The sequence below is a fragment of the Methylobacterium frigidaeris genome, assembly GCF_022179185.1.
GTDB classification, from domain to species: domain Bacteria; phylum Pseudomonadota; class Alphaproteobacteria; order Rhizobiales; family Beijerinckiaceae; genus Methylobacterium; species Methylobacterium frigidaeris.
The window spans coordinates 33878-60379 of the sequence record NZ_BPQJ01000039.1; the positions used below are offsets into that span (position 1 = coordinate 33878).

The 26502-nt window shown below is 72.1% G+C and carries 15 protein-coding genes and 1 CRISPR repeat array (1 of these 16 running past the window's edge); of the genes, 7 read left to right on the top strand and 8 right to left on the bottom strand.

The window, feature by feature from the left end; all coding sequences use genetic code 11:
* A CRISPR array of direct repeats spans positions 1-786; the repeat unit is 29 nt; unit sequence GTGTTCCCCGCAGGCGCGGGGATGAACCG; it begins 2720 nt to the left of the window's first position.
* 244 nt (positions 787-1030) lie between these two features.
* The 5 genes from MFF64_RS28050 (at position 1031) to MFF64_RS28070 (ending at position 14050) form a co-directional block, all read left to right on the top strand.
* On the top strand, positions 1031-3127 hold the full coding sequence (locus MFF64_RS28050; protein WP_238192913.1) for a glycosyltransferase family 2 protein: 2097 nt from the start codon (positions 1031-1033) through the stop codon (positions 3125-3127).
* 85 nt (positions 3128-3212) lie between these two features.
* Positions 3213-4517: a UDP-glucose dehydrogenase family protein gene (locus MFF64_RS28055; protein ID WP_099908724.1), complete on the top strand. Its 1305-nt coding sequence runs from the start codon at positions 3213-3215 to the stop codon at positions 4515-4517.
* 112 nt (positions 4518-4629) lie between these two features.
* Positions 4630-4866, top strand: a complete 237-nt coding sequence (locus MFF64_RS28060; RefSeq protein ID WP_048426071.1) for an Lrp/AsnC ligand binding domain-containing protein — start codon at positions 4630-4632, stop codon at positions 4864-4866.
* A 371-nt stretch (positions 4867-5237) separates the two neighbouring features.
* A complete protein-coding gene (locus MFF64_RS28065; RefSeq protein WP_099908721.1) occupies positions 5238-12683 on the top strand; it encodes a type I polyketide synthase in 7446 nt (2481 codons plus the stop codon).
* Positions 12680-14050: an aminotransferase class I/II-fold pyridoxal phosphate-dependent enzyme gene (locus MFF64_RS28070; RefSeq protein ID WP_099908719.1), complete on the top strand. Its 1371-nt coding sequence runs from the start codon at positions 12680-12682 to the stop codon at positions 14048-14050. Before MFF64_RS28065 ends, MFF64_RS28070 begins: the two co-directional genes overlap by 4 nt.
* Before the next feature lie 119 nt (positions 14051-14169).
* Here MFF64_RS28070 and MFF64_RS28075 read toward each other — a convergent pair whose 3' ends face one another.
* Positions 14170-15030: a formyltransferase family protein gene (locus MFF64_RS28075; RefSeq protein WP_099908717.1), complete on the bottom strand. Its 861-nt coding sequence runs from the start codon at positions 15028-15030 to the stop codon at positions 14170-14172.
* A 30-nt stretch (positions 15031-15060) separates the two neighbouring features.
* Positions 15061-15834 (bottom strand): SDR family NAD(P)-dependent oxidoreductase, encoded by a 774-nt coding sequence (locus tag MFF64_RS28080; RefSeq protein ID WP_099908715.1) that lies wholly within the window; start codon positions 15832-15834, stop codon positions 15061-15063.
* Between the two features lie 268 nt (positions 15835-16102).
* On the opposite strand from MFF64_RS28080, the gene MFF64_RS28085 reads away from it, so the two are divergent.
* Positions 16103-18070, top strand: a complete 1968-nt coding sequence (locus tag MFF64_RS28085) for a capsule polysaccharide biogenesis protein (protein ID WP_238192909.1) — start codon at positions 16103-16105, stop codon at positions 18068-18070.
* Positions 18071-18077: 7 nt separating this feature from the next.
* On the opposite strand, the gene MFF64_RS28090 is transcribed toward MFF64_RS28085, so the two are convergent.
* Positions 18078-19169, bottom strand: coding sequence for a phytanoyl-CoA dioxygenase family protein (locus tag MFF64_RS28090; protein WP_238192910.1), 1092 nt, complete (start codon positions 19167-19169; stop codon positions 18078-18080).
* 331 nt (positions 19170-19500) lie between these two features.
* Positions 19501-20847 (bottom strand): capsule polysaccharide biogenesis protein, encoded by a 1347-nt coding sequence (locus tag MFF64_RS28095; protein ID WP_099903725.1) that lies wholly within the window; start codon positions 20845-20847, stop codon positions 19501-19503.
* Positions 20848-21508: 661 nt separating this feature from the next.
* Here MFF64_RS28095 and MFF64_RS28100 point away from each other — a divergent pair.
* Positions 21509-22741 (top strand): polysaccharide biosynthesis/export family protein, encoded by a 1233-nt coding sequence (locus MFF64_RS28100; RefSeq protein WP_238192911.1) that lies wholly within the window; start codon positions 21509-21511, stop codon positions 22739-22741.
* Between the two features lie 137 nt (positions 22742-22878).
* Here MFF64_RS28100 and ettA read toward each other — a convergent pair whose 3' ends face one another.
* From ettA to MFF64_RS28120, 4 genes are all read right to left on the bottom strand, one after another.
* Complete coding sequence (gene ettA, locus MFF64_RS28105; protein WP_099903300.1) at positions 22879-24531, bottom strand: energy-dependent translational throttle protein EttA; 1653 nt, start codon at positions 24529-24531, stop codon at positions 22879-22881.
* Positions 24532-24716: 185 nt separating this feature from the next.
* Positions 24717-24989 (bottom strand): hypothetical protein, encoded by a 273-nt coding sequence (locus MFF64_RS28110; protein ID WP_099903303.1) that lies wholly within the window; start codon positions 24987-24989, stop codon positions 24717-24719.
* A gap of 13 nt (positions 24990-25002) precedes the next feature.
* Positions 25003-25929 carry a DNA/RNA non-specific endonuclease gene (locus tag MFF64_RS28115; protein WP_438823102.1) on the bottom strand — a complete coding sequence of 309 codons (927 nt, stop codon included), beginning with the start codon at positions 25927-25929 and terminating at the stop codon, positions 25003-25005.
* Entirely contained in the window at positions 25929-26165 is a 237-nt protein-coding gene (locus MFF64_RS28120) for a hypothetical protein (protein ID WP_238192912.1), read from the bottom strand. Before MFF64_RS28120 ends, MFF64_RS28115 begins: the two co-directional genes overlap by 1 nt.
* Positions 26166-26502 lie beyond the last annotated feature (337 nt).

Below are 26502 nucleotides of genomic sequence, written 5' to 3' on the forward strand. Positions count from 1 at the left end.
ACTATGCCGGTCGCGGCATAGCCGTGTGTTCCCCGCAGGCGCGGGGATGAACCGGTTCTCGGCCGTTCCGGCTTCGATCGCTGGCGGTGTTCCCCGCAGGCGCGGGGATGAACCCGCGCCGGACAACGATGCTGCCCCTTCGAACTCGTGTTCCCCGCAGGCGCGGGGATGAACCGCCGCGATAGCGATTGGGACCGAGACAGAGAAAGTGTTCCCCGCAGGCGCGGGGATGAACCGCTGTTCGGGACTTCGTGCGACGCGCGGCATCGGTGTTCCCCGCAGGCGCGGGGATGAACCGGCGCTTGGGCTCCAGTCCAAGTACCTTGACGCGTGTTCCCCGCAGGCGCGGGGATGAACCGGCATAGGAGAACTGGTCGCCGGCCGGGCCGTCGTGTTCCCCGCAGGCGCGGGGATGAACCGCGCTCCGGCCCGAGGCGGGCGCGGAGCAAACCGTGTTCCCCGCAGGCGCGGGGATGAACCGCCGGAGGAGCCGCAGTTCCACGCGACGCGGCAGTGTTCCCCGCAGGCGCGGGGATGAACCCAAATCGGCTTAAGCGCGGGCTCCCTTGTGTAGGTGTTCCCCGCAGGCGCGGGGATGAATCGGGCCACGCGAACTCGACTACGCCGGCAATCCTGTGTTCCCCGCAGGCGCGGGGATTAACCGCTGAACTCGTCGCAGCCGACCGCGTAGACCGGGTGTTCCCCGCAGGCGCGGGGATGAATCGCGGGTGGCCAGGATGTGGAGCGCCTCGTTGACGTGTTCCCCGCAGACGCGGGGATAGACCTTGCCAGCCGCGCCGCCCCCCTGCTACACGGTCGGCCGCACAGATCGATCTAACCAATTGATTTTATTGACGATGATGGCGCCGTCATCCGGCGGACGCCGGAGGCGCGAGGACAGGTGACAGCCCAGACCCCTTCCCCTTCCGCCCCCCCTCGCACCCCCCTGCGCGCCTCGCTCCACCTCGGGCGTGGGCGCGTCGTCGCGCGGGACTTCGCCCGCCTCCGGCTCGAATTCGGGACGCAAGGCCTGCGCCTCGACGTGGCGGATCTCGGGCTTGGCGGGCGCTGGGTGTCCATCGCCTTCAAGGACGAGAACCACGGCGCCTTCAGCCGGGTCGAGCTGAATGCGGTCGTGGACGGGCCGGAGGGGCCGCAGGGCACCAGCCTGTCCGAGCGCGCCTTCGGCCACGGGCGCTTCACCTGGCTCGGGCGGCTGCCCGCCGGCACCACCGCCCTGACGCTCACGCCGATGCTCGGCGAGGCGGGCTTGAGCATCGCCGAGTTCACCGTCACGGTGCGGAGCCGCCTCGCCCTTGTCGGCCGGGCGGCCCTGCGCCGGCCGGTCCTCACCGCGCAGGCCCTGTTCTGGCGCTCGGTCGGCAAGAGGGTGCGCTCGCAGCACCGCCTCGCCCGCGCCCTCGTGCCGCCGGGGCTCACCGGCTACGACACCTGGGTCCGCCACTTCGACAGCTTGAGCGAGGCCGACCGCGCCCGGATCGCGGCGGAGGTGGCGCAGTGGCGCGATCCGCCGCTGCTCTCGGTGGTGATGCCGGTCTACAATCCGGGCGTGAGGGTGCTGGAGGAGGCCCTGCGCTCGGTCCGCGACCAGCTCTACCCGCATTGGGAACTCTGCATCGCCGACGACGCCTCGACCGATCCGGCGGTGCCGCGCCTGCTCGCCCGGGCTAGCGCGGAGGACCCCCGCATCCGCGTCGCGCGCCGGCCCGAGAACGGCCACATCGCGGCGGCCACCAACACCGCGCTCGGGCTCGCGCGCGGCGCCTACGTCGCCTTCATGGACCACGACGACGTGCTGCCGGCCCATGCCCTGTACGAAGTGGCGAAAGCCGTCCGGCGCGAGCCGGACCTCGACCTGATCTACAGCGACGAGGACAAGATCGACGCCGACGGGCGGCGCTTCGAGCCGCACTTCAAGGGCGACTGGAACCCCGAGCTGCTCTACGGCCAGAACTACCTCAACCACCTGACCGTGGTGCGCCGCAGCCTGGTCGAGGCGGTGGGAGGCCTGCGCCCTGGGTTCGAGGGCAGCCAGGACCACGACCTGCTCCTGCGCCTGAGCGACCGGCTCGATCCGGCCCGCGTCCGCCACCTGCCGGTGATCCTCTATCACTGGCGCACCGCGATCGGCTCCGGCACCTTCTCGGACGCGTTCCTGGCGCGGGCCGAGGCGGCGCGCCTGCGGGCCCTGGAGGAACTGGTGGCGCGGCGCGGCTGGCCGCACCGGGTCGAGCGGGGGCCGCTCGGCTTCAACCGGCTGGTGCGCGCCCTGCCCGATCCGGCCCCGCGCGTCTCGGTCGTCATCCCGACCAGGGACCGCGCCGAGCTGCTGCGCGTCGTCCTCGACGGGCTCCTGACCGGGACCGACTATCCCGACATCGAGGTCGTGGTGGTCGACAACGGCAGCACCGAGCCCGCGGCCAAAGCGCTGCTCGCGGAGGCTGCCGCCGATCCGCGGGTGCGGGTGCTGTCGCGGCCCGGCCCGTTCAACTTCTCAGGGTTGTCGAACGACGGCGCCGCGGCCGCGAGCGGGCCCTTGCTCCTGTTCCTCAACAACGACATCGAGATCGCCGAACCGGGCTGGCTCACCGAGATGGCCTCGATCGCGGTCGAGCCGGCAGTGGGAGCCGTCGGCGCCAAGCTGTCCTATCCGGACGGCACGCTCCAGCATGGCGGCGTCGTGCTCGGCGTCGGCGGCGTGGCCGGGCACAGCCACCCGGATATCGGGCCCGACGATCCGGGATATTTCGGCCGGATGGTGATCGCCCAGGAGGTCTCGGCGGTCACCGGCGCCTGCCTGATGATCCGGAGGGAGGTGTTCGAGGCGGTCGGCCGCTTCGATGCCGAGCGCCTGGCGGTGGCCTTCAACGACATCGACCTCTGCCTGCGGGTGCGGAAGGCCGGCTACAGCGTGATCTGGACGCCGCACGCCGCCCTGACGCACCACGAATCGAAGAGCCGCGGCAAGGAGGACACGCCCGAGAAGCGCGCCCGCTTCGAGGCCGAGGTCGCCACCATGACCGAGCGCTGGGGGCCCGAGCTGCGCAACGATCCCTACTACAACCCGAACCTCGCCCGGGCGAAGGCGCTGTTCCGCCTCTGGTGACGGCGCCACCGTTGCCCGTTTTGCACTGCAACGCTACAGCGATGCGCGCGGGCGCCGGGCCGCGCCGCTGCCGGGAGGACGTGAGATGCGCGTTGCGATGGTGGGGGCGGGTTATGTCGGCCTGGTCTCGGGGGCGTGCTTCGCGGATTTCGGCCATACGGTCGTGTGCGTCGACACCGCGCCGGAGAAGATCGCCGCCCTGAAGGACGGCCGCATCCCGATCTACGAGCCCGGCCTCGACGCGCTCGTCGCCGAGAACGTTCGCCAGCGCCGCCTCGCCTTCACCACCAGCCTCGCCGAGGCCGTCGCCGGCGCCGACGCCGTCTTCATCGCGGTCGGCACGCCGTCCCGCCGCGGCGACGGCTTCGCCGACCTCTCATACGTCCACCAGGCGGCCCGCGACATCGCGGCCGCCGTCACCGGGCCGACCGTCGTCGTCACCAAGTCCACCGTGCCGGTCGGCACCGGCGACGAGGTCGAGCGCATCGTGCGCGAGGCCCGGCCCGGGATCGCCATCGCGGTCGCCTCGAACCCGGAATTCCTGCGCGAGGGCGCGGCGATCTCCGACTTCAAGCGCCCGGACCGCGTCGTCATCGGCGCCGACGACCCGAAGGCCGCCGCGGTGGTGAGCGAGCTCTACCGCCCGCTCTACCTCAACCACGCGCCGATCCTGGTGACGAGCCGCCGCACCGCCGAGCTGACCAAGTACGCGGCGAACGCCTTCCTCGCCACCAAGATCACCTTCATCAACGAGATCGCGGACCTGTGCGAGCAGGTCGGCGCCGACGTGCAGGAGGTCGCCCGCGGCATCGGGCTCGACAACCGCATCGGCCGCAAGTTCCTGCATGCCGGCCCCGGCTATGGCGGCTCGTGCTTCCCGAAGGACACCCTGGCCCTGGTCAAGACGGCGCAGGATGCCGGCTCCCCGGTGCGGCTCGTCGAGACGGTGGTGGCGGTCAACGACAGCCGCAAGCGCGCCATGGCCCGCAAGGTGGTGGCGGCCTGCGGCGGTCCGGTACGGGGCAAGCGGATCGCGCTGCTCGGGCTGACCTTCAAGCCGAACACCGACGACATGCGCGAGGCGCCCTCGCTCGCGATCATCGCCGGGTTGCAGGATGCGGGCGCCCGGGTGGTGGCCTACGACCCGGAGGGGGTGGAGCAGGCGCGCGCCCTGTTGACCGGTGTGGATTACGCCGCCGACCCGTATGCCTGCGCCGAAGGAGCGCACGCTCTCGTGATCGTGACCGAGTGGGACGCGTTCCGGGCGCTGGACCTCAGGCGCCTGCACGGCGCGATGGCCGAGCCGGTGCTGGTCGACCTGCGCAACGTCTACCGGCCCGAGGATGCCCGCCGGCACGGCTTCACCTATGCCAGCGTCGGGCGGCCCTGATCGGGCATGAGACGCCGGGACGCGCAGCGGTGCCGTCGCGGGCACGAGACCGCGCGATGCACCGTTGAGAATTTTCCGATACGAAACTCCACCGATCGCCGGGAGCCAGCCGATGCAGACTTTCTTCGTCGAGATCAAGTGCCGCCTGGGCAAGACCTACACCGTGGCGAGCGCCTTGGCCGACCGCGAAATCGCCTCCGAGATCTACTCCACGGCCGGTCATTACGACGTGCTCGCGAAGTTCCACGTCGATGACGGTGTGGATATCGGGCATTTCGTGGCCGAGCACGTGCAGACCATCGCGGATATCCAGGATACCCGCACCATCATCACCTTCAAGGCATTCTGACCGCAACCGCTCGCGCGGGCGGTTCCCGCGCCGGTCTGCCCCATTGCGACCCGATTCATCGGGTCTAACGCATCGGGCGCGCCCCGGCCCCGCCTGGATCGCGTCAAGCTCAACCGGATGGTCTGTGAGGCCCCGCATTTCTTTCCGATGACAGTGTTGTGTCGCGTGTGCAGGCGTTGTGCCTTGTCGCTCGGCAGGACTTTGACTGATGAAGGGATGTCACACTTGGGCCAAGTCTTGCTTCATCGGGGCGGGTGGTGCCGTTCCGGGGTTGGCGCGGCGCGGGCCTCATACTATGGGTTGGGTTGAATTGCCCGGGTGCGGCGCCGTCGCGTCCGGTCCTCCGTAAATGAGCGTGTAGCGAATCGAACGTGACACAGCGTCCTGACATCGCGATCATCGGTCGGGCCTGCCGGCTTCCGGGCGCCTCTGGCGTCGACAGCCTGTGGCAGATGCTCATCGAGGGACGGTGCGCCGTCTCGCGCATCCCGGAGGACCGCTGGTCCCTGGAGCGCATGGGCCACCCCCGGGCGCAGGAGCGGGGCAAGAGCTACACCTGGGCCGCCGGTGTCATCGACGATCCCTGGTCGTTCGATCCCTCGGTGTTCGGGATCTCGCCCCGCGAGGCCGAGCAGATGGACCCGCAGCAGCGCCTGCTGCTGGAGCTGACCTGGGAGGCGCTGGAGAGCGCCGGCCTGCGACCGTCGGCAGTCGCCGGCAGCCCGATCGGCGTGTTCGTGGGTGCCTCCTCGCTCGATTACGGCAACCTGCGGGTGCTCGACGCCGCCTCGGGCGACGCCTACGCGGCGACCGGCAACACGCTGTCGATCCTGTCGAACCGCATCTCCTACATCTTCGACCTGAAGGGGCCGAGCTTCACCCTCGACACCGCCTGCTCGTCGTCCCTCGTCGCCCTCGACGCCGCGGTCGCGGCGATCGCCTCGGGGCGGATCGACACGGCGGTCGTGGCGGGCGTCAACCTGCTGGTGAGCCCGTTCAACTTCGTGTCGTTCTCCAACGCCTCGATGCTGTCGCGGACCGGCCTGTGCCAGGCCTTCTCGGCGAGCGCCGACGGCTACGTGCGTGCCGAGGGCGGCGTCGTCCTGGTGCTGCAATCGGCGCGTGCCGCCGCCCGCAACGGTGCCACGGTGCGCGGCGTGATCGCCGCCTCGAAGGTCAACTCGGACGGGCGCACCACCGGCATCTCCCTGCCCTCCGGCTACGCGCAAGGAGCGCTCCTCGACGAGATCTACCGCGAGGCCGGCGTTTCCCTCGATTCCATCGCCTTCGTCGAGGCCCACGGCACCGGCACCCCGGTGGGCGACCCGATCGAGGCCGGCGCCATCGGCGGCAAGCTCGGCCGCGGCCGCTCCACACCCCTGCCGATCGGCTCGATCAAGACCAATATCGGCCATACCGAGCCGGTCTCCGGTCTCGCCGGCCTGCTAAAGGCCAGCTTGGCGCTGGAGCACGACCTGCTGCCGCCCTCGCTGCACAGCGCCGAGCTCAACCCCGCGATCCCGTTCGACGAGCTGAACCTCGCGGTCAACCGCGGCTTGCGCCCCCTGCCCCGCACGGCCAAGGAGCGCTTCGCCGGCGTGAACTCGTTCGGCTTCGGCGGCACCAACGCCCACGTCATCCTGACCGACCCGGCGCCCGTGGCGGCCCCGGCACCCTCGGCGGCGCCGGCCCCCGAGGTGCTGCTGGTCTCGGCCCAGACCAAGGCCGCGCTCGCCGACCTCGCCCAGGATTATGCCGCCCGCCTCGACGGGGCCGACGCGGCCGAGATCGCCCGCGTCGCCGCGGCGGCGGCCCATCGCCGCGAGCGCCTGCCGGTCCGCGCCGCGATCCCGCTGCGCGATCTCGGCAGCGAGGGCGTGGCCGAGGTGCTGCGCAGCGTCGCCGAGGGCGAGGAGACTCCGGCGGCGGTGGTCGCCACCGCGGTCGAGCGCGCCGGCGGCGTCGCCTTCGTGTATTCGGGCAATGGCAGCCAGTGGGCCGGGATGGGCCGGGACGCCTATTCCCTGAACCCAGTCTTCCGCGCCCGCTTCGACGAGGCCGATGCCCTGTTCCGGCCGCTCGCCGGGTGGTCGCTGAAGGACGCGCTCTTCGCCGACGACCTGGAGGAGCGGCTCGCCCTCACCAGCGTGTCGCAGCCGCTGATCTTCGCCATCGAGGCCGCTTCCACCGCGGCGCTCCGCGCCGTCGGCCTCACGCCCACCGCGATCGTCGGCCACTCGGTCGGCGAGATCGGCGCCGCCGAGGCCGCCGGCATCCTGACCCTCGAGCAGGCGGTGAAGGTCATCTTCTACCGCTCGAAGCATCAGGAGGCGACCCGCGGGCTTGGCACCATGGCGGTGCTCCTCGCCCCGGTCGAGGAGGTGCAGGCCTTCCTCGCCGACTTCCCCGAGCTCGACATCGCCGCCTATAACAGCCCGAAGGCCGTGACGGTGGCGGGTCCCGTGGCGGCGATCGAGGCCGCCATGAAGGCGCTCGCGCGCAAGCGCCGCCGCGGCCGCAAGCTCGACCTCGACTACGCCTTCCATGGCCGGCTGATGAACCCGATCGAGGCGCCCCTGCGGCGCGACCTCGCCGGGCTCAAGCCCTCTGCGGGCACCGTGCCCCTCGCCTCGACGGTGACCGGCGACGTGCTCGACGGCACCGCCTTCGATGCCGGCTACTGGTGGCGCAACATCCGCGAGCCGGTGCGGTTCAGCGCGGCGGTCCAGGCCGCGGCGCAAGGAGGCGCCCGGATCTTCGTCGAGGTCGGTCCGCGCCCGACGCTGCTGCCCCATATCGGCGACTGCCTCGAGCCGCTCGGCCTCGACGGCGCCACGGTCGGCGTGCTGCCGAAGAAGACCCTGGAGGCCGACCCGTTCCGGCGCGCGCTCGCGTCGGCTCTCGCCGCGGGTGCCGCGGTCGACGAGTCGGTCGCCTTCGGCGCCGACCCGGCCGGCAGCGTCGCGCTGCCGCACTATCCCTGGCAGCGCAAGGTCTTCCGCCTGCCGGAGACCACCGAGGCGACGAACCCGGCGAGCGCCCGGCCCTACCACCCGCTGATCGGCGCCCGCCAGGGTCCGGACGGGCTGGAATGGCTGGCGCATCTCGACGTCGCCACGGTGCCCGAGCTCGACGACCACCGCATCGACGGGCAGGCGATCCTGCCGGGCGCCGGCTTCGCCGAGATGGCGCTGGCGGTCGGCCGCGAGATCGTGCGCTCGGAGAGCGTGACGCTGGCGGATCTCGAGATCCAGCAGCCGATGGTCTTCGCCGAGGATTCGGTGCGCGAGGTGCTGTCCCGGTTCGCGCCGGGCGCCAATCTGGTGCAGATCCTGTCCCGGCCGCGCCTGAGCCAGGCGCCCTGGCAGCTCCACGCCGTCGCCAAGCTGGTCGAGGGCGAGACGCCGCCGCCGGCGCGCCTCACCGGCCGCGACGTGGCGCCCCTGCCTTCCGAGACGACAGTCGAGGGCGAGGCGCTCTACGCCCGCGCCAGGGCCTCCGGCCTCGGCTTCGGCCCGTCCTTCCGGCAGGTCGCCCGGAGCGCCCGGCTCGACGACGCCACCATCGTCTCCGACCTCCTGACGGCCGAGGCGAATGCCCGCTACGGCCTGGTGCCCGCGCGCCTCGATTCCTGCTTCCACGGCCTGATCCTGCTCTTCGCCGACCTCCTCGGCGAGGCGGCGAGCCGGGCCTACGTGCCGATCCGCTTCGGCGAGATCCGGCTCGTGCGCCCCGGCGCGGCGATCGCCCGGGCGGTGATCCGCACCCGGCGCTGCAACGAGCGCAGCATCCTGGCCGACTTCACCCTGGTGGACGAGGCCGGCGAGGTGATCGCGACCCTGCGCGAGGGCCGGTTCCAGGCCCTGCGCATGAAGGCGGGCAACGACCTCGACGCCTTCGCGATCCGCCAGTTCACCGAGCTCGCCACCGAGCCGACGGCGATCGCCCTTGAGCCGCAGCCCGCCATCGCGGCCCTGGTCCGCCGGCAGGCCGGCGCGGTCACGGCGACCGGCGAGGCGGCCCTCGGGGCCGGCCACATGCTGCTCGAAGGCTGGGCGACCTCGCTCGCCGACCGGCTCGCCCGGGGTCTGGCCGTCGGCGGCGTCGTCGACGTTGCGGCCTCGCGCCGGCTGCCGGCGGCTCTGCGGCCCTGGCTCGTCAACCAGCTCCTGGCCCTGGAGGTGAGCGGCCTCGCGGACGCCGCGGGCGACGGGCGCTGGCGCCTGCGCGCCGATGTGACGCTCCCCGAGCCCGACGAGATCATGCGCTGGATCGCGGCGGACCATCCGGAGCTGTCGGCGGAGCTGCTGCTCTGCGCCGATCTCGGCGCCGTGGTCTCGCGCATCCTGGCCGGGACCCTCTCGGAGGCCCCGTCCCTGCCGCAGGCGGCCCTCGACGCGTTCTCGCTCCGCGGTGCCACCGTGCGGGCCTCGGCCGACGCGGTGATGCGGCTCCTCGCCGACAGCGCCGCGTTGCTGCCCCGGGATCGGGCCCTGCGCCTGCTCCAGGTCGGGTTCGGGCCGCTCTCGGCCCAGGTCGCGACCTGGGCCGGCCTGCACGAGGCGCGCCTGACGGTGTTCGAGGCCGACCGGCGCCTCGCCGAGCGCGCCCGCCTCGCCCTGCCCTCCGGCGTCACGATCGTCGAGGATCCGGCGACGCTGGGCCTCGCCGCCTTCGACGCGGTGCTGGCGAGCGACGTGCTCCACCGTGCCTCCCGCGACCTCCTGACGCCGCTCGCGGCGTCGCTGGCGGCCGGCGGCCTGTTCGCGGCGGTCGAGCCCGGCGCCTCGCTGTTCCGCGACATGGTGTTCGGCCTCACCTCGGGCTGGTTCGAGACCGCCGGCGACGTACCGGTCGGGCGCCTCGACGACGTGGCGGGCTGGCAGCGCTCGTTGAGCGCCGTCGGCCTCGTCAAGGTCGCGGCCGACCGCGCCGTCACCCGCAACGGCAACGATCTCCTGCTGCTGGCGGAAGCCCCGCCCCGGCCGAAGGCCGCCGCCGGCCAGACCTTCGCCTTCGTGATCGGCTCGGAGGACGAGTTCGCGGCCGAGACCGCCTCGTCGCTGGCCACCCTCCTGGTGGCGAGCGGGGTCCACGTCTCGATCATCCTCGATTCCGAGGCCTCCTTACGCGAGCTGGAGCGCGAGACGCCCGACACGGTGGTCTACCTCGCCGGCGCCTTCAACCGCGGCGGCGAACCGGCCGAGCGGCTGCGCGAGCGCTGCCTCGGGCTCAAGCGCTGCGTCGAGCATCTCGGCAGCCGCCAGACCCGGCTCTGGGTGGTCTGCCCCGGCGCCACCCGCGACCGCGGCGGGCTCGCCTGCGGCGTCGAGGCCGGTGTCTGGGCCTTCACCCGGACCCTCGCCAACGAGGTCGCCAGCCTCGACGTGCGCCGCATCGACCTCTCGACGGCGATCCCCTCGAAGCGCGCCGCCGAGCGCCTGCGCGACCTGATCCTGTCCGGCACGCCCGAGACCGAGATCGTGGTCGACGACGACCGCACCCGGGTCGTGCGGTTCTCGCAAGGCGCGCGGCCGGCCCGCCGCTCCGGTCCCGCGGCCCCGGCGGCGCGGCTCGAGCGCAGCACGACGGGCGGCCTCAACGAGATGCATTGGGGCCCGGCCGAGCGCGCCGCTCCCGGTGCGGGCGAGATCGAGATCGCGGTCGAGGCCACCGGCCTCAACTTCCGCGACGTGCTCTGGGCCCTCTCGATGCTGCCCGAGGAGATCCTCGAGGACGGCTTCGCCGGCCCGCGGCTCGGCCTCGAATGCGCCGGCCGCGTCGCCGCGGTGGGTGCGGGCGTGACCGCGTTCAAGCCCGGCGACCGGGTGGTGGCCTTCGCCCAGTCGGGCTTTTCCACCCACATCGTGGTGCCCGAGATGGTCGTGGCGGCGGCTCCGCAAGGGCTGTCGTCCGAGGCCGCCGCCACCACGCCGGTGGCCTTCCTCACCGCCTATTACGGCCTCGTGACCCTCGCCCGCCTCAAGGCCGGCGAGTGGGTGCTGGTCCATGGCGGCGCCGGCGGCGTCGGCCTCGCGGCGCTCCAGATCGCCCGGATGCGCGGCGCCCGGGTCATCGCCACCGCCGGCTCGAACGAGAAGCGGGCGCTGGTCAAGGCCCTCGGCGCCGAGCACGTGCTCGATTCCCGCTCGCTCGCCTTCGTGGACGACATCCGCCGCATCACCGGCGACGGCGTCGACGTGGTGCTGAACAGCCTGTTCGGCGAGGCGATGGAGCGCAGCCTCAACGCGCTCAAGCCCTTCGGGCGCTTCGTCGAGCTGGGCAAGCGCGACTACGTCGCCAACACTCATATCGGCCTGCGGCCGTTCCGCCGGAACCTGTCCTATTTCGGCGTCGACCTCGACCAGCTGCTCCAGTTCCAGCCGGAAGAGGGCAAGCGGCTGTTCCGCGAGGTGATGGCGCTCTTCACCGACGGCAGCCTGAAGGCGCTGCCCTACCAGCCCTTCGCGGCCGAGGAGGTCTCCGACGCGTTCCGGCTGATGCAGCAATCGGGTCACGTCGGTAAGATCGTGATCGCGCCGCCGAAGGCCGGCACGATCCCGGCCGAGACGACGAAGCCCTTCGTGGTGGCGCCCGACCGCGTCCACCTCGTCACCGGGGGGCTCGGCGGCTTCGGCATCGAGGCGGCGCGCTGGCTCGCCGACCGGGGGGCGCGCCACATCGCCCTCGTCGGCCGCAAGGCGCCTACGGGCGAGGCGGCGCTCTCGGCGATCGCCGATCTCACCGCCCGCGGCGTCGCGGTCCAGGTGGAATCCTGCGATATCACCGACCGCGCCGCGGTGCAGCGCCTGATCGAGCGCGTGGAGGCCAAGGGCGTCAAGCTCGCCGGCATCATCCACGGCGCGATGGTGCTGCAGGACGGCCTGATCGCGAATCTCGATCCGGCCGCCCTCGAGGCGGTGATCGCCCCCAAGGTGATCGGCGCCGGCCATCTCGACGCGCTCACCCGCGACCGGGCGCTCGACTACTTCGTGCTGTTCTCCTCGGCCACGACCTTCATCGGCAATCCGGGCCAGGGCTCCTACGTCGCCGCCAACGGCTTCATGGAGGGCCTGGCCCGCCAGCGCCGCCGCCTCGGCCTGCCGGCCCTGGCGGTGGCCTGGGGCGCCATCGGCGACGTGGGCGTGCTCGCCCGCAACAAGGCGGTGATGGAGACGCTCGCCGGCCGGGTCGGCGTGACCCCGGTCGATGCCCGCAAGTCCCTCGACCTGATGGCCGAGGCTCTGGGGATGCAGGGTGCGGCGCCGGACGACGCGGTGATCGCCATCGCGGCGATGCACTGGGGCAAGGCGCGCGAACGCCTCGCGACCCTGCGTTCCCCGAGCTATGCCAGCCTCGGCTCGGAGCAGCAGGCGGAAGCCGGCGGACAGGCCGCGATCAGCATCGCGGGTCTCCTGCGTGCCCACGACCTCGACGACGTCCGCAAGACCGTCGCCGACGCCATCGTGGAGGACATCGCCCGCATCCTGCGCCTGCCGAAGGACGACATCAGCCGGGTGCGCCAGCTCTCGGAGATCGGCCTCGACTCGCTGATGGGCGTCGAACTCGGCGCGAGCCTGCAGGAGCGCTTCGGCCTCGACGCGCCGCCCTCCGGCGTGTCGAGCGGCCAGACCGTGACCGAACTCGCCGACACCCTGATCCAGTCGGTGGCGGCCCCGGTCGACGAGAGCGCGGCGGCGGTGCTCAGCCTGTCGCAGCGCCACGGCGGTGCGGAGGCGGTCGACGCCGAGGCGCTGCAGTCCCTTCAGGTGCTGGTCGAACAGAACAGCCAGGACATCAAGGTCATCACCTCATGAGCAGTGGATCCTCCAACGGAGCGGGCGGGCGCGAGGCCCTGGCGGGCTTCGTCGCCGCCCGCCTCGGCAAGGCTCCTGTCCGTCCCGCGGCGGCCCGTCCGGCGCCCAAGCCCGCCCTCGCCCAGGCCCAGAGCTTCGACAGCCTGCCGGCCTACAAGGAGCTGAAGCTCCAGCGCTCCGCGGCCGACCTGATCGGCCTCGGCAACCCGTTCTTCCGCGTGCACGACGCCAAGGCCGGCGCCACGACGCGGATCGACGGGCGCGCCTTCACCAACTTCTCGTCCTACGATTACCTCGGTCTCAACGGCCATCCGGAGGTGAACGCGGCGGCGCAAGCTGCGCTCGCCACCTACGGCACCTCGTCCTCAGCGAGCCGGATCGTCGCCGGCGAGCGCCCGGGCCACCTCACCCTCGAGAAGGCCATCGCCGCGCATTACGGCACCGAGGCCTGCGTGGTGATGGTGAGCGGCCACGCCACCAACGTGGCGACGATCGCGGCCCTGCTGGAGCCCGGCGACGTGATCTATCACGACGCCCTGATCCACAACTCCGTGGTCACCGGCGCGCAGCTGTCGGGCGCCCAGCGCCGCAGCTTCGCCCATAACGACCTCCAGGCCCTCGAATCCCTGCTGCACGCGACGCGCCACGAGCACCGCCGGGCGCTGATCGTGATCGAGGGCCTCTACAGCATGGACGGGGATGCCCCCGACCTCGCCGGCGTCGTCGCCCTCAAGGAGCGCTACGGCGCCTGGCTGATGGTCGACGACGCCCACGGCCTCGGCGTGCTCGGCCAGGACGGCCACGGCCTGCACGAGCATTGCGACGTGCCCCCCGGCAGCGTCGACATCTGGATGGGCACGCTGTCGAAGACGCTGTCCTCCTGCGGCGGCTACATCGCGGGCGCCGCGGCGCTGGTCGAATTGCTGAAATGCACCGCCGGCGGCTTCGTCTACTCGGTCGGCCTGTCGCCGCCGCTCGCGGCTGCCGCCACCGCGTCGCTGGCGCTCATGCGGCGCGAGCCGGAGCGGGTGGCGCGGCTTCGCCGCAACGGCGCCCTCTTCCTCGCAACCGCCCGCGAGCGCGGCCTCGACACCGGCACCAGCCTCGGCCTCGCCGTGGTCCCGGTGATCCTCGGCGATTCGCTGAAAGCCGTGACCCTGTCCGATCGGCTGTTCAAGCGCGGCATCAACGTGCAGCCGATCATCCACCCGGCGGTGCCGGAGCGCTCGTCGCGCCTGCGCTTCTTCATCACCTCCGAGCACACGCCCGAGCAGATCCGCGAGACCGTGACGGTGCTCGCCGATGAGTTGGACGAGCTGAACCAGGGCGGCTCGCTGGTCGAGCGGCTGATGTCGCGACGGGCGTGACCGCGCCTCGTCGCCGCGGGGTTGCATAGCCCCGGGACGGGGCCGTGTCGTGGTCCTCGCTCAATCCCACCGGCGATCTCAGGATGAGGTCGCGGGTGGGATGAGCGGTGTGATCTCGTTCAGACCAGCACCTGCGGCTTGAGGGACAGGCTCAACGCCTCCCGCAGGTCGCCGGCATCGACGAGCTTCCTTCCTCGCCGCTTCAGGTCGCGCAGCTGCGCCGGCGTCGGGAAGCCGCAATAGGGCAGGACCGGGACGCTCCGCCCCTCCGGCAGGGCGCCCGTCCGCCCGGCCTCGGCCAGCACCTCCTCCAGCAGCGGTCGCCCGGCCTCGTGCAGCAGCACGGCAGCTCGCGAAGCGGTGACCTCCGGCGGCAGCGACACGGCCTGCTGCGCCAGGATCCCGCCGGCATCGATCTCCGGCGCCAGCCGGTGCACCGTGACCCCGAAGTTCGGCCCGTCCTCCAGCAGCGCGTGCAGGGTCGGTACCGGGCCGCGGTGGCGCGGCAGCAGCGAGGGATGGACGTTGAGCCCGCCCTTCGGGGCTGCCGTGAGGGTCGCAGCGTCGAAGATCTGGTCGAAGTGGAACGACAGGATCAGGTCGGCTCTGCAGTCCCGCAGGTGCCCGGTCGTCTCCGGTCCGTTCACGTCGGTGATCGTGGCGTGCGGCAGGCCGAGGCGCCGGCACAGGGTCCGCAGGGGCGTGGCCTCCGGCACGTCGCGGCTGCCGGCGAGCGCCTGCGTCGCCGGTGCCAGACCCCGGGCGAGGTCGGGCAGGCCGAAATTCACCGCGAGGTAAGGCAGGAAGCCGGGCCCGGAGCGCGCGAGGTGGCGCCGCACCTGGCCGGTCAGCCCGCCGGTGCTCGGTCGCTCGGGATCGGACAGGCCCACGAAGGCGATCCGCTCGGCGTGGTCGGCCACGAAGCGGCGCACCGCCCGGGCGTTGGGCAGGGCCTCGAGGGTGAACAGGGCGATCCGCACCGGGCTACCGTCTCCGCGACAAGAATCGGGTCAGCGCTGCTGGCGCTCGCTCATCCGGAAGCTGAAGCCGCGCATGCCGAGGCGGCGCCAGGATTCCGGGATCAGCGCGGCGCCCCGCGCCGCCGCGGCGAGCGCCGCCGGGAAGGCGATCACCGCCTCGTCGCGGGCAAGGCCCTTGGCGATGCGTTTGGCGGCGGCCTCGGCGCTCATCTCGAGCGGGCGCCAGCCCTCGTAATCGGCCCCCATCGCGGTCTTCACGTAGCCGGGGCAGACCACGTTCATCCGCACGCCCTTGGGCGCCAGCTTCTCGCGCAGAGCGAGGCCGTGGGCGAGGAGCGCCGCCTTGGTGCCGCTATAGGCCGGCGCGTCGGGCAGCGGCGCGTAGGCCGCGAGGGAGGAGATCAGCGCGATCTGGCCCTTGCCCCGCGCGGCCATGAGGGCGACGGCCGGCAACGCCACGTTGAGGGCGCCTATCAGGTTCACGTCGAGGACCAGGAAGGCGGTCTCCTCGGTCTCGAGCCCGCCTTCCGGATGGCCGCCATTGACCCCCGCATTGGCGATGACGAGGTCGAGGCCGAGCCGTTCGGCCGCGTCGTCGATCCAGGCCCGCACGCCGTCCCGGTCGCGCACGTCGAGCGCCCGGGTCTCGACCGCGGCGCCCTTGCGCCGGCAGGTCTCGGCCACCGCCTCCAGGCGCTCGGCTCCGCGGGCGTTCAGTATCAGGGTGGTGCCGGGGGCGGCGTAATGCTGCGCCAGGGCCGCGCCGATGCCGCTCGAGGCCCCGGTGATCAGGATGACGGGCAAAGGCGATTCTCCCGAGGGATCGGAACGCGGCGGCACGGCCCGCGCCTGTAGCACGGCGGTCCCCGTCGGGTCGCGAAAAAATCTGGTCGGCCCGGGACTGAAAACCAGATCCACTTTAAGGAAAACCGGTGCACCACAGGCCCCGGCCCGTTGAAGCCCCGGATCTTGCGCGCGGAGCGCCCGCTTGACGGGGCCGGGGCGATGTGGAACGGGCCCTGCTCCAGGTTGCATGGCCGGGGCGGCACGGTCCGCAGTGAGTGAGAGGCGGATGGATCGCGGCAAGCTGAAGCGGTTGTGGCCCCGGTTGCCGTCGGAGTCGGAAGGGCCCGGTCCACGGCGCTCGCGGCGCCTGGGCAGCGAGCCGACCTCGCGGCGGGTGCGCCTGAGCGACCGCTGGGACGAGGGCTTCCTGCGGCTCGGCGACGCCCGTCCCGAGCGCGCCTTGAGCTACATCATCGACGGGCTCGGCATCCATTACGATGCCACGGCTCCGAGCGAGCTCGAGGTCATGCTCGAGGAGGGCGGCTGGGAATCGGACGAGCTTCTCGCCCGCGCCCGGGCCGGCATCGCGCGCCTGCGCGAGGGGAGGCTCAGCCTCGACAACGATCCCCGCCGCCGCGACCTGCCGGCGCGGACGGACGCCACCCATCGGCGCGTGGTGATCGTCGATCAGGCGGTCGGCGACCCGACGGTCGGGTTCGGCCTCGCCGGGGCCAGCGCCTTCGCGGCGATGCTGGCGGCCGCGGCCGCCGATGCGCCGGAGGCCGAGCGCCTGGTGGTGATGGATCCGGCCGCCAGGATCGGCCGGCGCGGCCACATCGACGCGGCGGCGGCGGAGGCGGCCGGCGCCCGCCTGGTGAGCGACCCCGTCACCGCTTGGTCGGTGGCCGAGGGATGCGACCGCGTCTACGTCGTCTCGGCCCATGCCGGTTTCGAGGCGGCGCTCGCGGGCACGCCCGTGACCTGCTTCGGCCTGCCCTTCTACGCCGGCTGGGGCTTCACCCACGACCGGCTGCACCTGCCGCGGCGCACCCGACGGCGTGAAGCCGCGGACGTCTTCGCCGCCGCCTACCTGGTCTGCTCGCGCTACTTCGACCCCTATACGGGGGCGCCCGCCCGGTTCGAGGACGCGGTGGCGATCCTCGACCTCGTCGCGTCGCGCTGGCGCGAGAACGCGGTGCCGACCCTCTGCGTCGGCTTCTCGGCCTGGAAGCGGGACTGGATCACCAGGACTTTGTCGGCGCCGGGCAGCCGCCCGGTGGTGCGCCGCGGCGACGCGCCGGTGAATGCGGGCGAGCTGTCGGAGGTCCGGCGCGTCGTGACCTGGGCCAGCCGGATGCCGGCCGGGACGGAGGCGGCCTGCCGCGAGGCGGGCGTGCCGCTGCTGCGCATGGAGGACGGCTTCCTGCGCTCGATCGGCCTCGGGGTCGCCCTGCGGCCGGGCGCCTCGCACGTCCTCGACGCCACCGGCGTCTACTACGATGCCACCGGTCCCAGCGACCTCGAGCACCTGCTCGAGACCGGGACCTTCCCGGCCGATCTCCTCGCCCGGGCGGCCGCCCTGCGCCAGGCGGTGGTCGAGGCGCGGGTGAGCAAGTACAATGTCGGCAGCGCCGCGCTGCCGCCGATGCCGCGGCCGGGCCCGGTGGTGCTGGTCGCCGGCCAGGTCGAGAACGACGCCTCGATCCGCCTCGGCGGCGCCACGGTCTCGGGCAATGCCGCGCTCCTGCGCCTCGCCCGGGAGCGCAATCCCGGTGCCGTGATCGCCTTCAAGCCGCATCCGGACGTCGAGGCGGGCCTGAGGCCCGGCTGGGTGCCGCCGGACGAGCTCGCCGCCCATGCCGACGTGGTCCTGCGCGACGTCTCGGCGATCGATGCGATCGAGGCGGCGGACCGGGTCGAGGTCGTGACCTCGCTGATCGGCTTCGAGGCGCTGTTGCGCGGCAAGGCCGTGACCACCCACGGCCTGCCCTTCTACGCCGGTTGGGGCCTGACCGAGGATCCGGGCTGCGCCCGCCGCACCCGCCGCCTGACGCTCGACGAATTGGTGGCCGGCGCCCTGATTCTCTACCCGCGCTACGTCGACCCGCGCACCGGCCTGCCCTGCCCGCCCGAGGTGCTCGTGCAGCGCCTCGCCGAGGGCGATCCGGAACTGGCGCGCCGCGCCCTCACCCCCGAGGCCTTGCTCAAGCAGGTCTGGTCGGTGGTCTGGCGCCGCGTGCTGCGGCGGGGCTGAGAAGCTCTCAGGTCCGGGCCGGCGCGTCGATGGCGATGGCGCCGACCGGGCGCCAGGGTGCGCCGCGGCCGGTCAGCCGGCGCTGGATGTCCTGCAGGCCGAGATAGAGCGCCAGTTCCCGCCCACGCAGGCCCGGCAGCCCCTTGGGGTCGAGGCCGGTCCAGGGCAGGAACGGGTTGCGGCGGATATACGTATGCACCGTCACCCGCGTGCTCGCCCGCAGGCTCGGGGCGCGGGCGTGGAACCCGAACGTGTCGGCGATGACCAGGGTGTTGCCCGGTACCGCCACCCGCACCGGCGGGCCGTAGCCGAGCCCGGCCAGCTCCGCCTCGGCGATCCGGAACGAGCCGGCGGCGTGGTGGCCGTTGGCGGCGGCGCGGGCGGCGACGCTCTGCGCCCGCTCCCAGGCGAGGCGCTCGGGGGTCAGCCGGTGCGAGCCCGGCACGTAGGTGAAGGGCCCGTCCTCCTCGGCCACGTCGTGCAGGAAGAACCAGCCCTTGGTGGTGGCGTGGAAGGTGTCGGCGTGGAGCGCGGTCTGCGGGTCGTTCGGCCCGTCGGGCTCGGCCAGCACCGTCTGGAGGTAGGTGACCGGCTCGCCGGCGCGCGAGGCGGCGTAGTGGGTCAGGGCCCTTAGATCCGGGTGCTCGATCAGAGCCCGAAGGCGCGGCAACTCGGCCATCGCGCGCCCGCCGAGGGGCACCATCCGCTGCACCGCCTGGCCCTGGCGCAGCTCCCGCGCCTCGAAGGGGCGCCCATAGATCTCGGCTTTCAGCGCCGCGAAGGCGTCCGGGTCGAGGAAGTCGCGCTTGATCACGATGCCGTCGCGGTCGAACGCGGCGCGGTCGGCCGGGTCGAGGCGATGGGCGAGCCGCGCGCGCCGCTGCTCGGCCATGCGGGCGGCGAGCTGCACCCGCCCGGCATGGAGGCCGAGCCGGTTCAGGGCCGGGCTGCCGAGGATCGGGTTCTTGGCGAAGGACTTGTCGGCCCCCGCGACGCCCGCGAGCCAGAGCGGCGCCCGGACGGCCGCGCCGACGACCCGCGCTGCAAGGCGGGCGAGCGACGGGGCCGAGGCGGTGGGTGAGCTGGAGTTGGACGACATCGGAGCGGATCCTCCCCTCGGACCCGGCGCGCGGCCGCGCTCGCCGCCCGCGTCGTCGCGCGATGAGAGCGGTCTTGCCGCCGGTGCAGTCCGGGTGCGCAAGCATTCTGCCCGGCCGGTACCTGAAACGATGCAGCAATACGGAGCCGGACGGCGATGAATCTCCCGTTCTTTGAGACGGGTTGCGCCATCAGATCAGCACGGACGCCGTCGTGCTGGCTTTAACCTATGCGAAGGCTAGTATTGGGGGACGCAAGGGCAGGATGTTCAAAAGAAAACGGGGCCGTCTCCGGCCCCGTAGCAATCCTTGATGGGATGTGATGTCGCGCGATCAGGCGTTCTGCAGCGCCTCGATGCCCGGCAGGCCGTCGCCAGCCTCCGAGATGGTCCGCGCCCGGGAGCGGACCTCGAGCCAGGCGCCCTGTGTGAGGTCGAGGCGGGAGGCCGTCGCCTCCACCGCCGCCGCCAGGCCCTCGCCCTTGTAGTAGACGCCGCGGATCTGGATGTTGGCGACGATCGCCTTGATGAAGGCGTCCCAGAGATCGCGCCGGGGCGGCTCGGCCTGGGTCCAGAACGTCTCGAGGGCGCCCTGGTAGGTCAGGCCCTGGATGTCGTAGATCGCGGCACCGAGCGTCATGGTCGGCTTGTTGGCCCGCATCGACCACAGGCCGACGGTGCTGTTGACCGTGACGACGCCGCGGCAGCCCTCCAGCATCGCGCCGAGATCGCCGCCATCGACGAAGTCGACCCGGTCGGCCACGCCCCACTTCACCGCCGAGCGGCGCACGATGCGCGACCAGTTGCGGATGCCGGGATCGAGGGGATGGATCTTGACGAGCAGGCGCGACTCCGCCGGGGCATGCTCGGAGAACGAGCGGATCACCGCGTGGATCGGCGTCTTCAGGTCGAAGAACGGCGAGTAGGCGCGCAGCTGGAAGTCGTTCTCCATCTGCAGCGGCAGAACGTAATAGGTCGTACCGGCCTCCCGCAGGCGGCGCACCAGGGCGTCGCCCCGCGGGCCGGTGCGCTTGGCGCGCAGGATGTGCAGGCCGGTGCCCAGGTAGACCAGGGCCGGGTGATGCACCTGGTGCGACTTGTAGCCGGGATAGAGCCACCAGAGCCAGTTGCTCATCAGGTGGTAGGCCATGTCCCAGGAGGCCTGGGTGAGGAAGCTGTCGCGGTAGCGCGGCACCAGGTCGGGCTCGGGCGCCTGCGCGGCCAGCGCCATCACGGCCTCGGGGTCCTTCGGGAAGCAGCTGTCGCCCGACATGCCGTCGCGCTCCAGGGTGATCCAGTCCGGCCGCAGATAGCCGAAATCCGTCACCGTGACGTTCAGGCCGCGGGCCTTGGCGGCGGCGATCGCGACCTTGTGGTAGTAGCGCTGCTCGCCGAGCAGCATCAGGTCGGTCACGCCCTCGCGGTCGATCAGGTCGGCGATGAAGGCCGGCCAGGTCTCGCGGGTGCCGCGGAAGTTGACCCCGCCGGACCGGCGCCAGAACAGCCAGTCGCCGAAGCAGAGGTTCACCCGCAGGCAGCGGTGGCCCCGCGCCTCGAGGGCGTCGGCGACCCGGGCGAAGTACGGCGTGACCGGGCCCTGCAGGAACAGGAAGACCTGACGGGCGCCCGGACGGACGGCCTGCCGGGCCGGTTCGACGTTTCGCGCGGGATCAGCTCTCACGGGCACACCTCGAGTCTGGGCAGGAGCCGACGGCCAGTCGCCCGGCAGGGTCCTGCGACGGTCAAGGCCCGCGCAGGCTGCGGCCAGCCTGCCCGGACGGACATTCGGGGCGCGCGATCCGCGCGCGAGCCGCTGACGACGCGGACAGTACCGGCCGGTCCGGGACGAACAATGGCAGGTCTGCAACAGTCGGGAGAAATCGCAGGGCCATCGTCGCGCGGGTACGGTGGACGCCGTCGCGATCGTCCAACGGACGATCGTCGCCATTAGGCTGGCGATCTGGGCAGGAACGTGGACGGATCGGGGTTTATTCCCGGGATTCACAGGCCGTTCCCGCACCACGTGGCACCCGCGCCACAGCCGGCACCCCCAACCGCCACGCTCGCGACGTATTTGCGGCCGAGGTGCCGTGAGGGTTGCGCCTCGCGGCGTGGGCTCCGTGCAACACCGCCGCCGCTTGTGCACGCGGAGCGCCCGGTTCATCGCTCCCGAAGACCTGAGATGGTAGGGAGGAGCGGCGAAGCGTGGCCGCGGGCGGCGCACGCCCGTAAAGGGTGTGTGCCTCGAACGATCGGGACGGATGCCGGCGCGCCGGCATCGATGGAGTGAAGACCGGGAGGGCCGTCGCGGACGACCCGGGTGGTTTCAAAAGGGGTGGTGCATGGTGCGCGTCGGTATGCCAGCGGTCCTGGCGGCGGCTTGCCTCATCGGGGGATGCAGCAGCTTCCTGCCCGCGGCAGGCCCGACGGCGAGCGCGGTCGTTGAGGGCGCCGACGTCGCCACCGACCAGGGCCTGCTCGCCCGCTACGAACTCGTCGACGTCGATGCGGCGGTGGTGGAGGCTCTGCGCGGCCGCCCCCTCGACAGCCTGCTCGCTTCCTTCGGCGACCGCCGCCCCTCGGTGCAGCCGGTGATCGGCGTCGGCGACGCCGTGACGGTGACGATCTGGGAGGCCGGCAGCGGCGGCCTGTTCTCGGGGCCGGCCATCGCCGACCGCTTCTCCACCGGCTCGAAATCCTCGAGCATCCCCGAGCAGGTCGTGGCCCGGGACGGGACGATCTCGGTGCCCTATGCCGGCCGCATCAAGGTGGCGGGCCGGCGCGCCCCGGACGTGCAGGCCCAGATCGAGCAGGAGCTCGCCGGCAAGGCGATCCAGCCGCAGGTGCTCGTCACCGTGAATTCGCCGCTCAGCACCAGCGTCACGGTGCTGGGCGAGGCAGCGGCGGCCGGTGGCGGCGCCCGCCTGGCGGCGGCCCGCGGCGGACCGGTCTCCAACCTCGGCGGTGGCCGCGTGCCGCTGACCGAGAAGGGCGACCGCCTGCTCGACGTCATCGCCACGGCGGGCGGCGTCTCGGCGCCGGTCAACGAGACCTTCGTGCGGCTGTCGCGCGGCCCGACCACCGCGACGGTGCCGCTCACGGCCGTCGTCTCCAACCCGCGCGAGAACATCTTCCTGCGCCCGGGCGACACCCTCACCCTGGTGCGCGACCCCCAGACCTTCCTGGCCGTCGGTGCGACGGGGGCGAATTACGAGATCCCGTTCTCGGCCGAGGGCATCACGCTCGCCCAGGCGCTCGCCAAGTCCGGCGGCCTGCGCGATTTCCAGGCCGATCCGGCCGGCGTGTTCATCTTCCGGTTCGAGCCGGCCTCGGTGGTGCGCCGCCTGCGCCCGAGCAGCGCGCTCCTGTCCTCGAACTTCGTGCCGGTAGTCTACCGGATCAACATGCGCGACCCCAACAGCCTGTTCGTCTCCCAGGCCTTCCGGATGCGCAACCGCGACCTCGTCTACGTCTCGAACGCGCCCTTCACCGAGGTCCAGAAGGTGCTCAGCGTGTTCTCCACCGTCACCTCGCCGATCGCCTCCGGCGCGTCGCTGTACTCGGCGACCCGGTAGTCACGGGGACAGTCCGGATACGAGAACGGGCCCCGCGGGGCCCGTTTTCTATTGCCTGAAGGTGGCGAAGGGGCGGCGGAGCGCCGCCCCTTTCGTTGGTGGGACGGGGCGGCAGGACGCCGCCCCTTTCGCGCCGCTCAGCGGCTGAACTTCTTGTACTTGATCCGGTGAGGGATGGTGGAATCGACGCCCAGGCGCCGCTTCTTGTCCGCCTCGTAATCGGCAAAGTTGCCCTCGAACCACTCGACGTGGCTATCGCCCTCGAAGGCCAGGATGTGGGTCGCGATCCGGTCGAGGAACCAGCGATCGTGGCTGATGATCACCGCGCAGCCGGCGTAATCCTCCAGCGCCTCTTCCAGCGCCCGCAGGGTGTCGACGTCGAGGTCGTTGGTCGGCTCGTCGAGCAGCAGCACGTTGGCGCCGCTCTTGAGGATCTTGGCGAGGTGGACGCGGTTGCGCTCACCGCCCGACAGCACGCCGACCTTCTTCTGCTGGTCCGAGCCCTTGAAGTTGAAGGCGCCGCAATAGGCCCGCGAGTTGATCTCGCGCTTGCCGAGATACAGGATGTCGTTGCCCCCCGAGATCTCCTGCCAGACCGTGGCATCGGGGTTCAGCGCGTCGCGGGACTGGTCGACGTAGCCGAGCTTGACGCTCTCGCCGATGCGGATGTCGCCCTTGTCGGGGCTCTCCAGGCCGTTGATCATCCGGAACAGGGTGGTCTTGCCGGCGCCGTTCGGGCCGATCACCCCGACGATGCCGCCCGGCGGCAGCTTGAACGACAGGTCGTCGATCAGCAGCCGGTCGCCGAAGGCCTTCTCGAGGTGGTCGAATTCGATGACGTTGTTGCCGAGCCGCTCGGCGATCGGGATGACGATCTGCGCGGTCGAGGGCCCCTTCTCCTGGGATTTGGCGACGAGGTCCTCGTAGCGGGCGATACGGGCCTTGGACTTGGCCTGCCGGGCCTTCGGCGAGGCCGAGACCCATTCCTGCTCGCGCTCGATGGTGCGCTGGCGCGACTCCTCCTCGCGGCCCTCCTGGGCCAGGCGCTTCTGCTTCTGGACCAGCCAGGACGAGTAGTTGCCTTCGTAGGGGATGCCCCGGCCTCGGTCGAGCTCGAGGATCCAGCTCGTGACGTTGTCGAGGAAGTAGCGGTCGTGGGTGACGATCAGGATCGCGCCCGGGTAGGTGCGCAGGTGCCCTTCGAGCCAGCCGACGGTCTCGGCGTCGAGGTGGTTGGTCGGCTCGTCGAGGAGCAGCAGCTCCGGCTGCCACAGGAGCAGACGGCAGAGCGCGACGCGGCGGCGCTCGCCGCCCGACAGCGTCGCGACCGCGACGTCGTCGCCCGGGCAGCGCAGGGCGTCCATCGCCTGGTCGACCTTGGAATCGAGATCCCACAGGCCCTTGGCCTCGATCTCGTCCTGGAGACGGGTCATCTCGTCCGCCGTCTCCTCCGAGTAGTTCATCGCGAGCTCGTTGTAGCGATCGAGGATCGCCTGGGACTCGGCGACGCCCTCCATCACGTTCTCGCGCACGGTCTTGTCGGGATCGAGCTGCGGCTCCTGCGGCAGGTAACCGACCCGCGCGCCCTCGGCCACGAACCCGTCGCCGGAATACTCGGTGTCGATGCCCGCCATGATCCGCAGCAGCGTCGACTTGCCGGCGCCGTTGACGCCGAGCACGCCGATCTTGGCGTCCGGGTAGAAGGACAGGTGCACGTTGTCGAGCACCTTCTTGCCGCTGGAATAGGTCTTGGTCAGACCCCGCATGTGGTAGATGAATTCACGGGCCATGGGCTGGTCCTTCCGGGGTGTCTGTCGCGCGGTCCCGACCGGATTCGGGGCGGGGCGGGCGGATGATCTTGGCGATAATCCTGCCCGACGGGCGCCGGCGCGGGCGGCCGCGCGTGGGAATAGGGAGTGCTCCCGCGCTTACCAGGGCCGCCGGGGGGGTGCAAGGCGGCCGCGGGAGCACCCTCTCACCCGAACGGGTTCCTGACCTCCGTCGTCGCCACGCCGACCTCCTCCGCCCGCTCGGGCAGGTCGGCCTCGCCCTCCAGCGCCGCCACGATCGCCGCCAGGGCCTTCTGGAGCGCCCGCGCCCGCTCCAGGCTCTCGCGATCGCGGGCGAAGTCGAGCGAGCCGTGGAGCGCGATCCGGGCGGTGCCGTTCTCGAGGGTCAGGCCGCCGAGGGTCTGGACCGCGGCATCGTCGGCGAAGGGGGTGAAGGCGGACTTCGCGTGCGCAGGCATGGGCTTCGTCTCGTCAAAACAGCGAGCGGAGGAAGTCGCGCCAGGCGCGGCGGGCGGCGCGGCGCAGCTCGGCGGCGAGCCAGTCGAGGAGGCCGGGCTCGCGGCGGCTGCGCGGGCCGCCGGCATATTCGTCGCGCTTCGGTTCGGGCAGCGGCATGATGCGGCGGCGGACGGAATCCGGCAGGTCCGGGAAGGCCACGATGCCGCCGATCGTCGCGAGCTGGTCGAGGGAGATCGCCTCCCAGGCCTCGCCCGGGGCGGCGTTGCGGGCGAGGTAGACCCCCGCCTCCCCCCGGTTGGCGTCGTAGACCGCCTTGAACAGCCGGGTCGGGATCAGCACCCGGCCGCGCAGCGATTGCACGCTCGTGCCCTCGAACAGCGGCCCGGTGACGACGAAGAGGTCGCCGCGCTCGATCGCCAGCGCCCGCACGCTGCTCTCGATCCCCGCCCAGAGGTGGCGGTTGAGGTCCGGATTCTGCGGCACGATGTTGGCGAGGGTGAAGGATTCCGCTTGCGCGCCCGGGGTCGGCATGTCGCCGGAGGGGGCCATGTGGCCCCGGTCCCAGCCGCTGCCGGCGTAATCCGCGAGGTCGGAGCGCGCCGCCTCCGGCAGCTCCTCCTCCTCGTGGAAGGCATCGACCCGGTCGACCCGGCGGGCGGCCTCGATCCGCGCGGCGGTGAGGTGCTCGGCAGCGTAGAGCGGCGTGCGCGACAGGCCCGAATAGAGGACCGCGAAGGCCTGGTAGCACAGGAGCGTGGTGTCGGCGGAGAGCCGTGGGTTGGTCAGGGTCGGGATCGTGCCGCCCGCGAAATGCTCCGGGCAGCTTCGCGCCTGCGCCGGCGCCGGCAAGAGGACCGGCAAGAGGGCCGGCACGACGAGGAGGAGCAGCAGGGTGCCGCCGGCCGACGGCCTCAGGGTGCGGAGTGTGGCGGCGTCGATCACGCGCAGATCCGGACCCGACGTGGGCCCTCGGGCGTCGGGCGCACCCGCCAGGTGCAGACGGGGATCCGCCGCCGCGAGACGGTGTCGCAGGCGCGGTCGGAGGGGGTGCAGCGGGGCAGGTGCGGCAGCCAGGCGGGATCCAGCGCGGGGTAGAGCGGCACCGCGCGCGTCTGGCCCGGTACCGCCAGCAGAATACCTAGTATGAGCCCGCGCGCCGGTATCGACCGTCCCATCTGACCTCCGTGCGGGATGCGTATTGGCGAGATCGCGCCGTACCCGCATCATTCTAGCGCATCCCTGCGCAGCTGTCGCCTCGCGGCCGGAATTCACCGTGAGTTCAGGATGTTCTTGGGAGTTGTTGCACCGCGCACAGCCGCAACCGTCGCGTTAGACAGCCGACGATGGCGCGATCGGCCGCTTGCGGTATAACGGCCGCCATCTGCGAGGATCCCCGGCGTGCCGCCGCGCGGGATCCGCCCTCGAACGAGCGAGTGTCACGACGTGTCCGATCTGGTTCTCCCCCTCCTCGACCGCGTCCGCGAGCCGGCGGATCTCCGTCAGCTGCCCGAG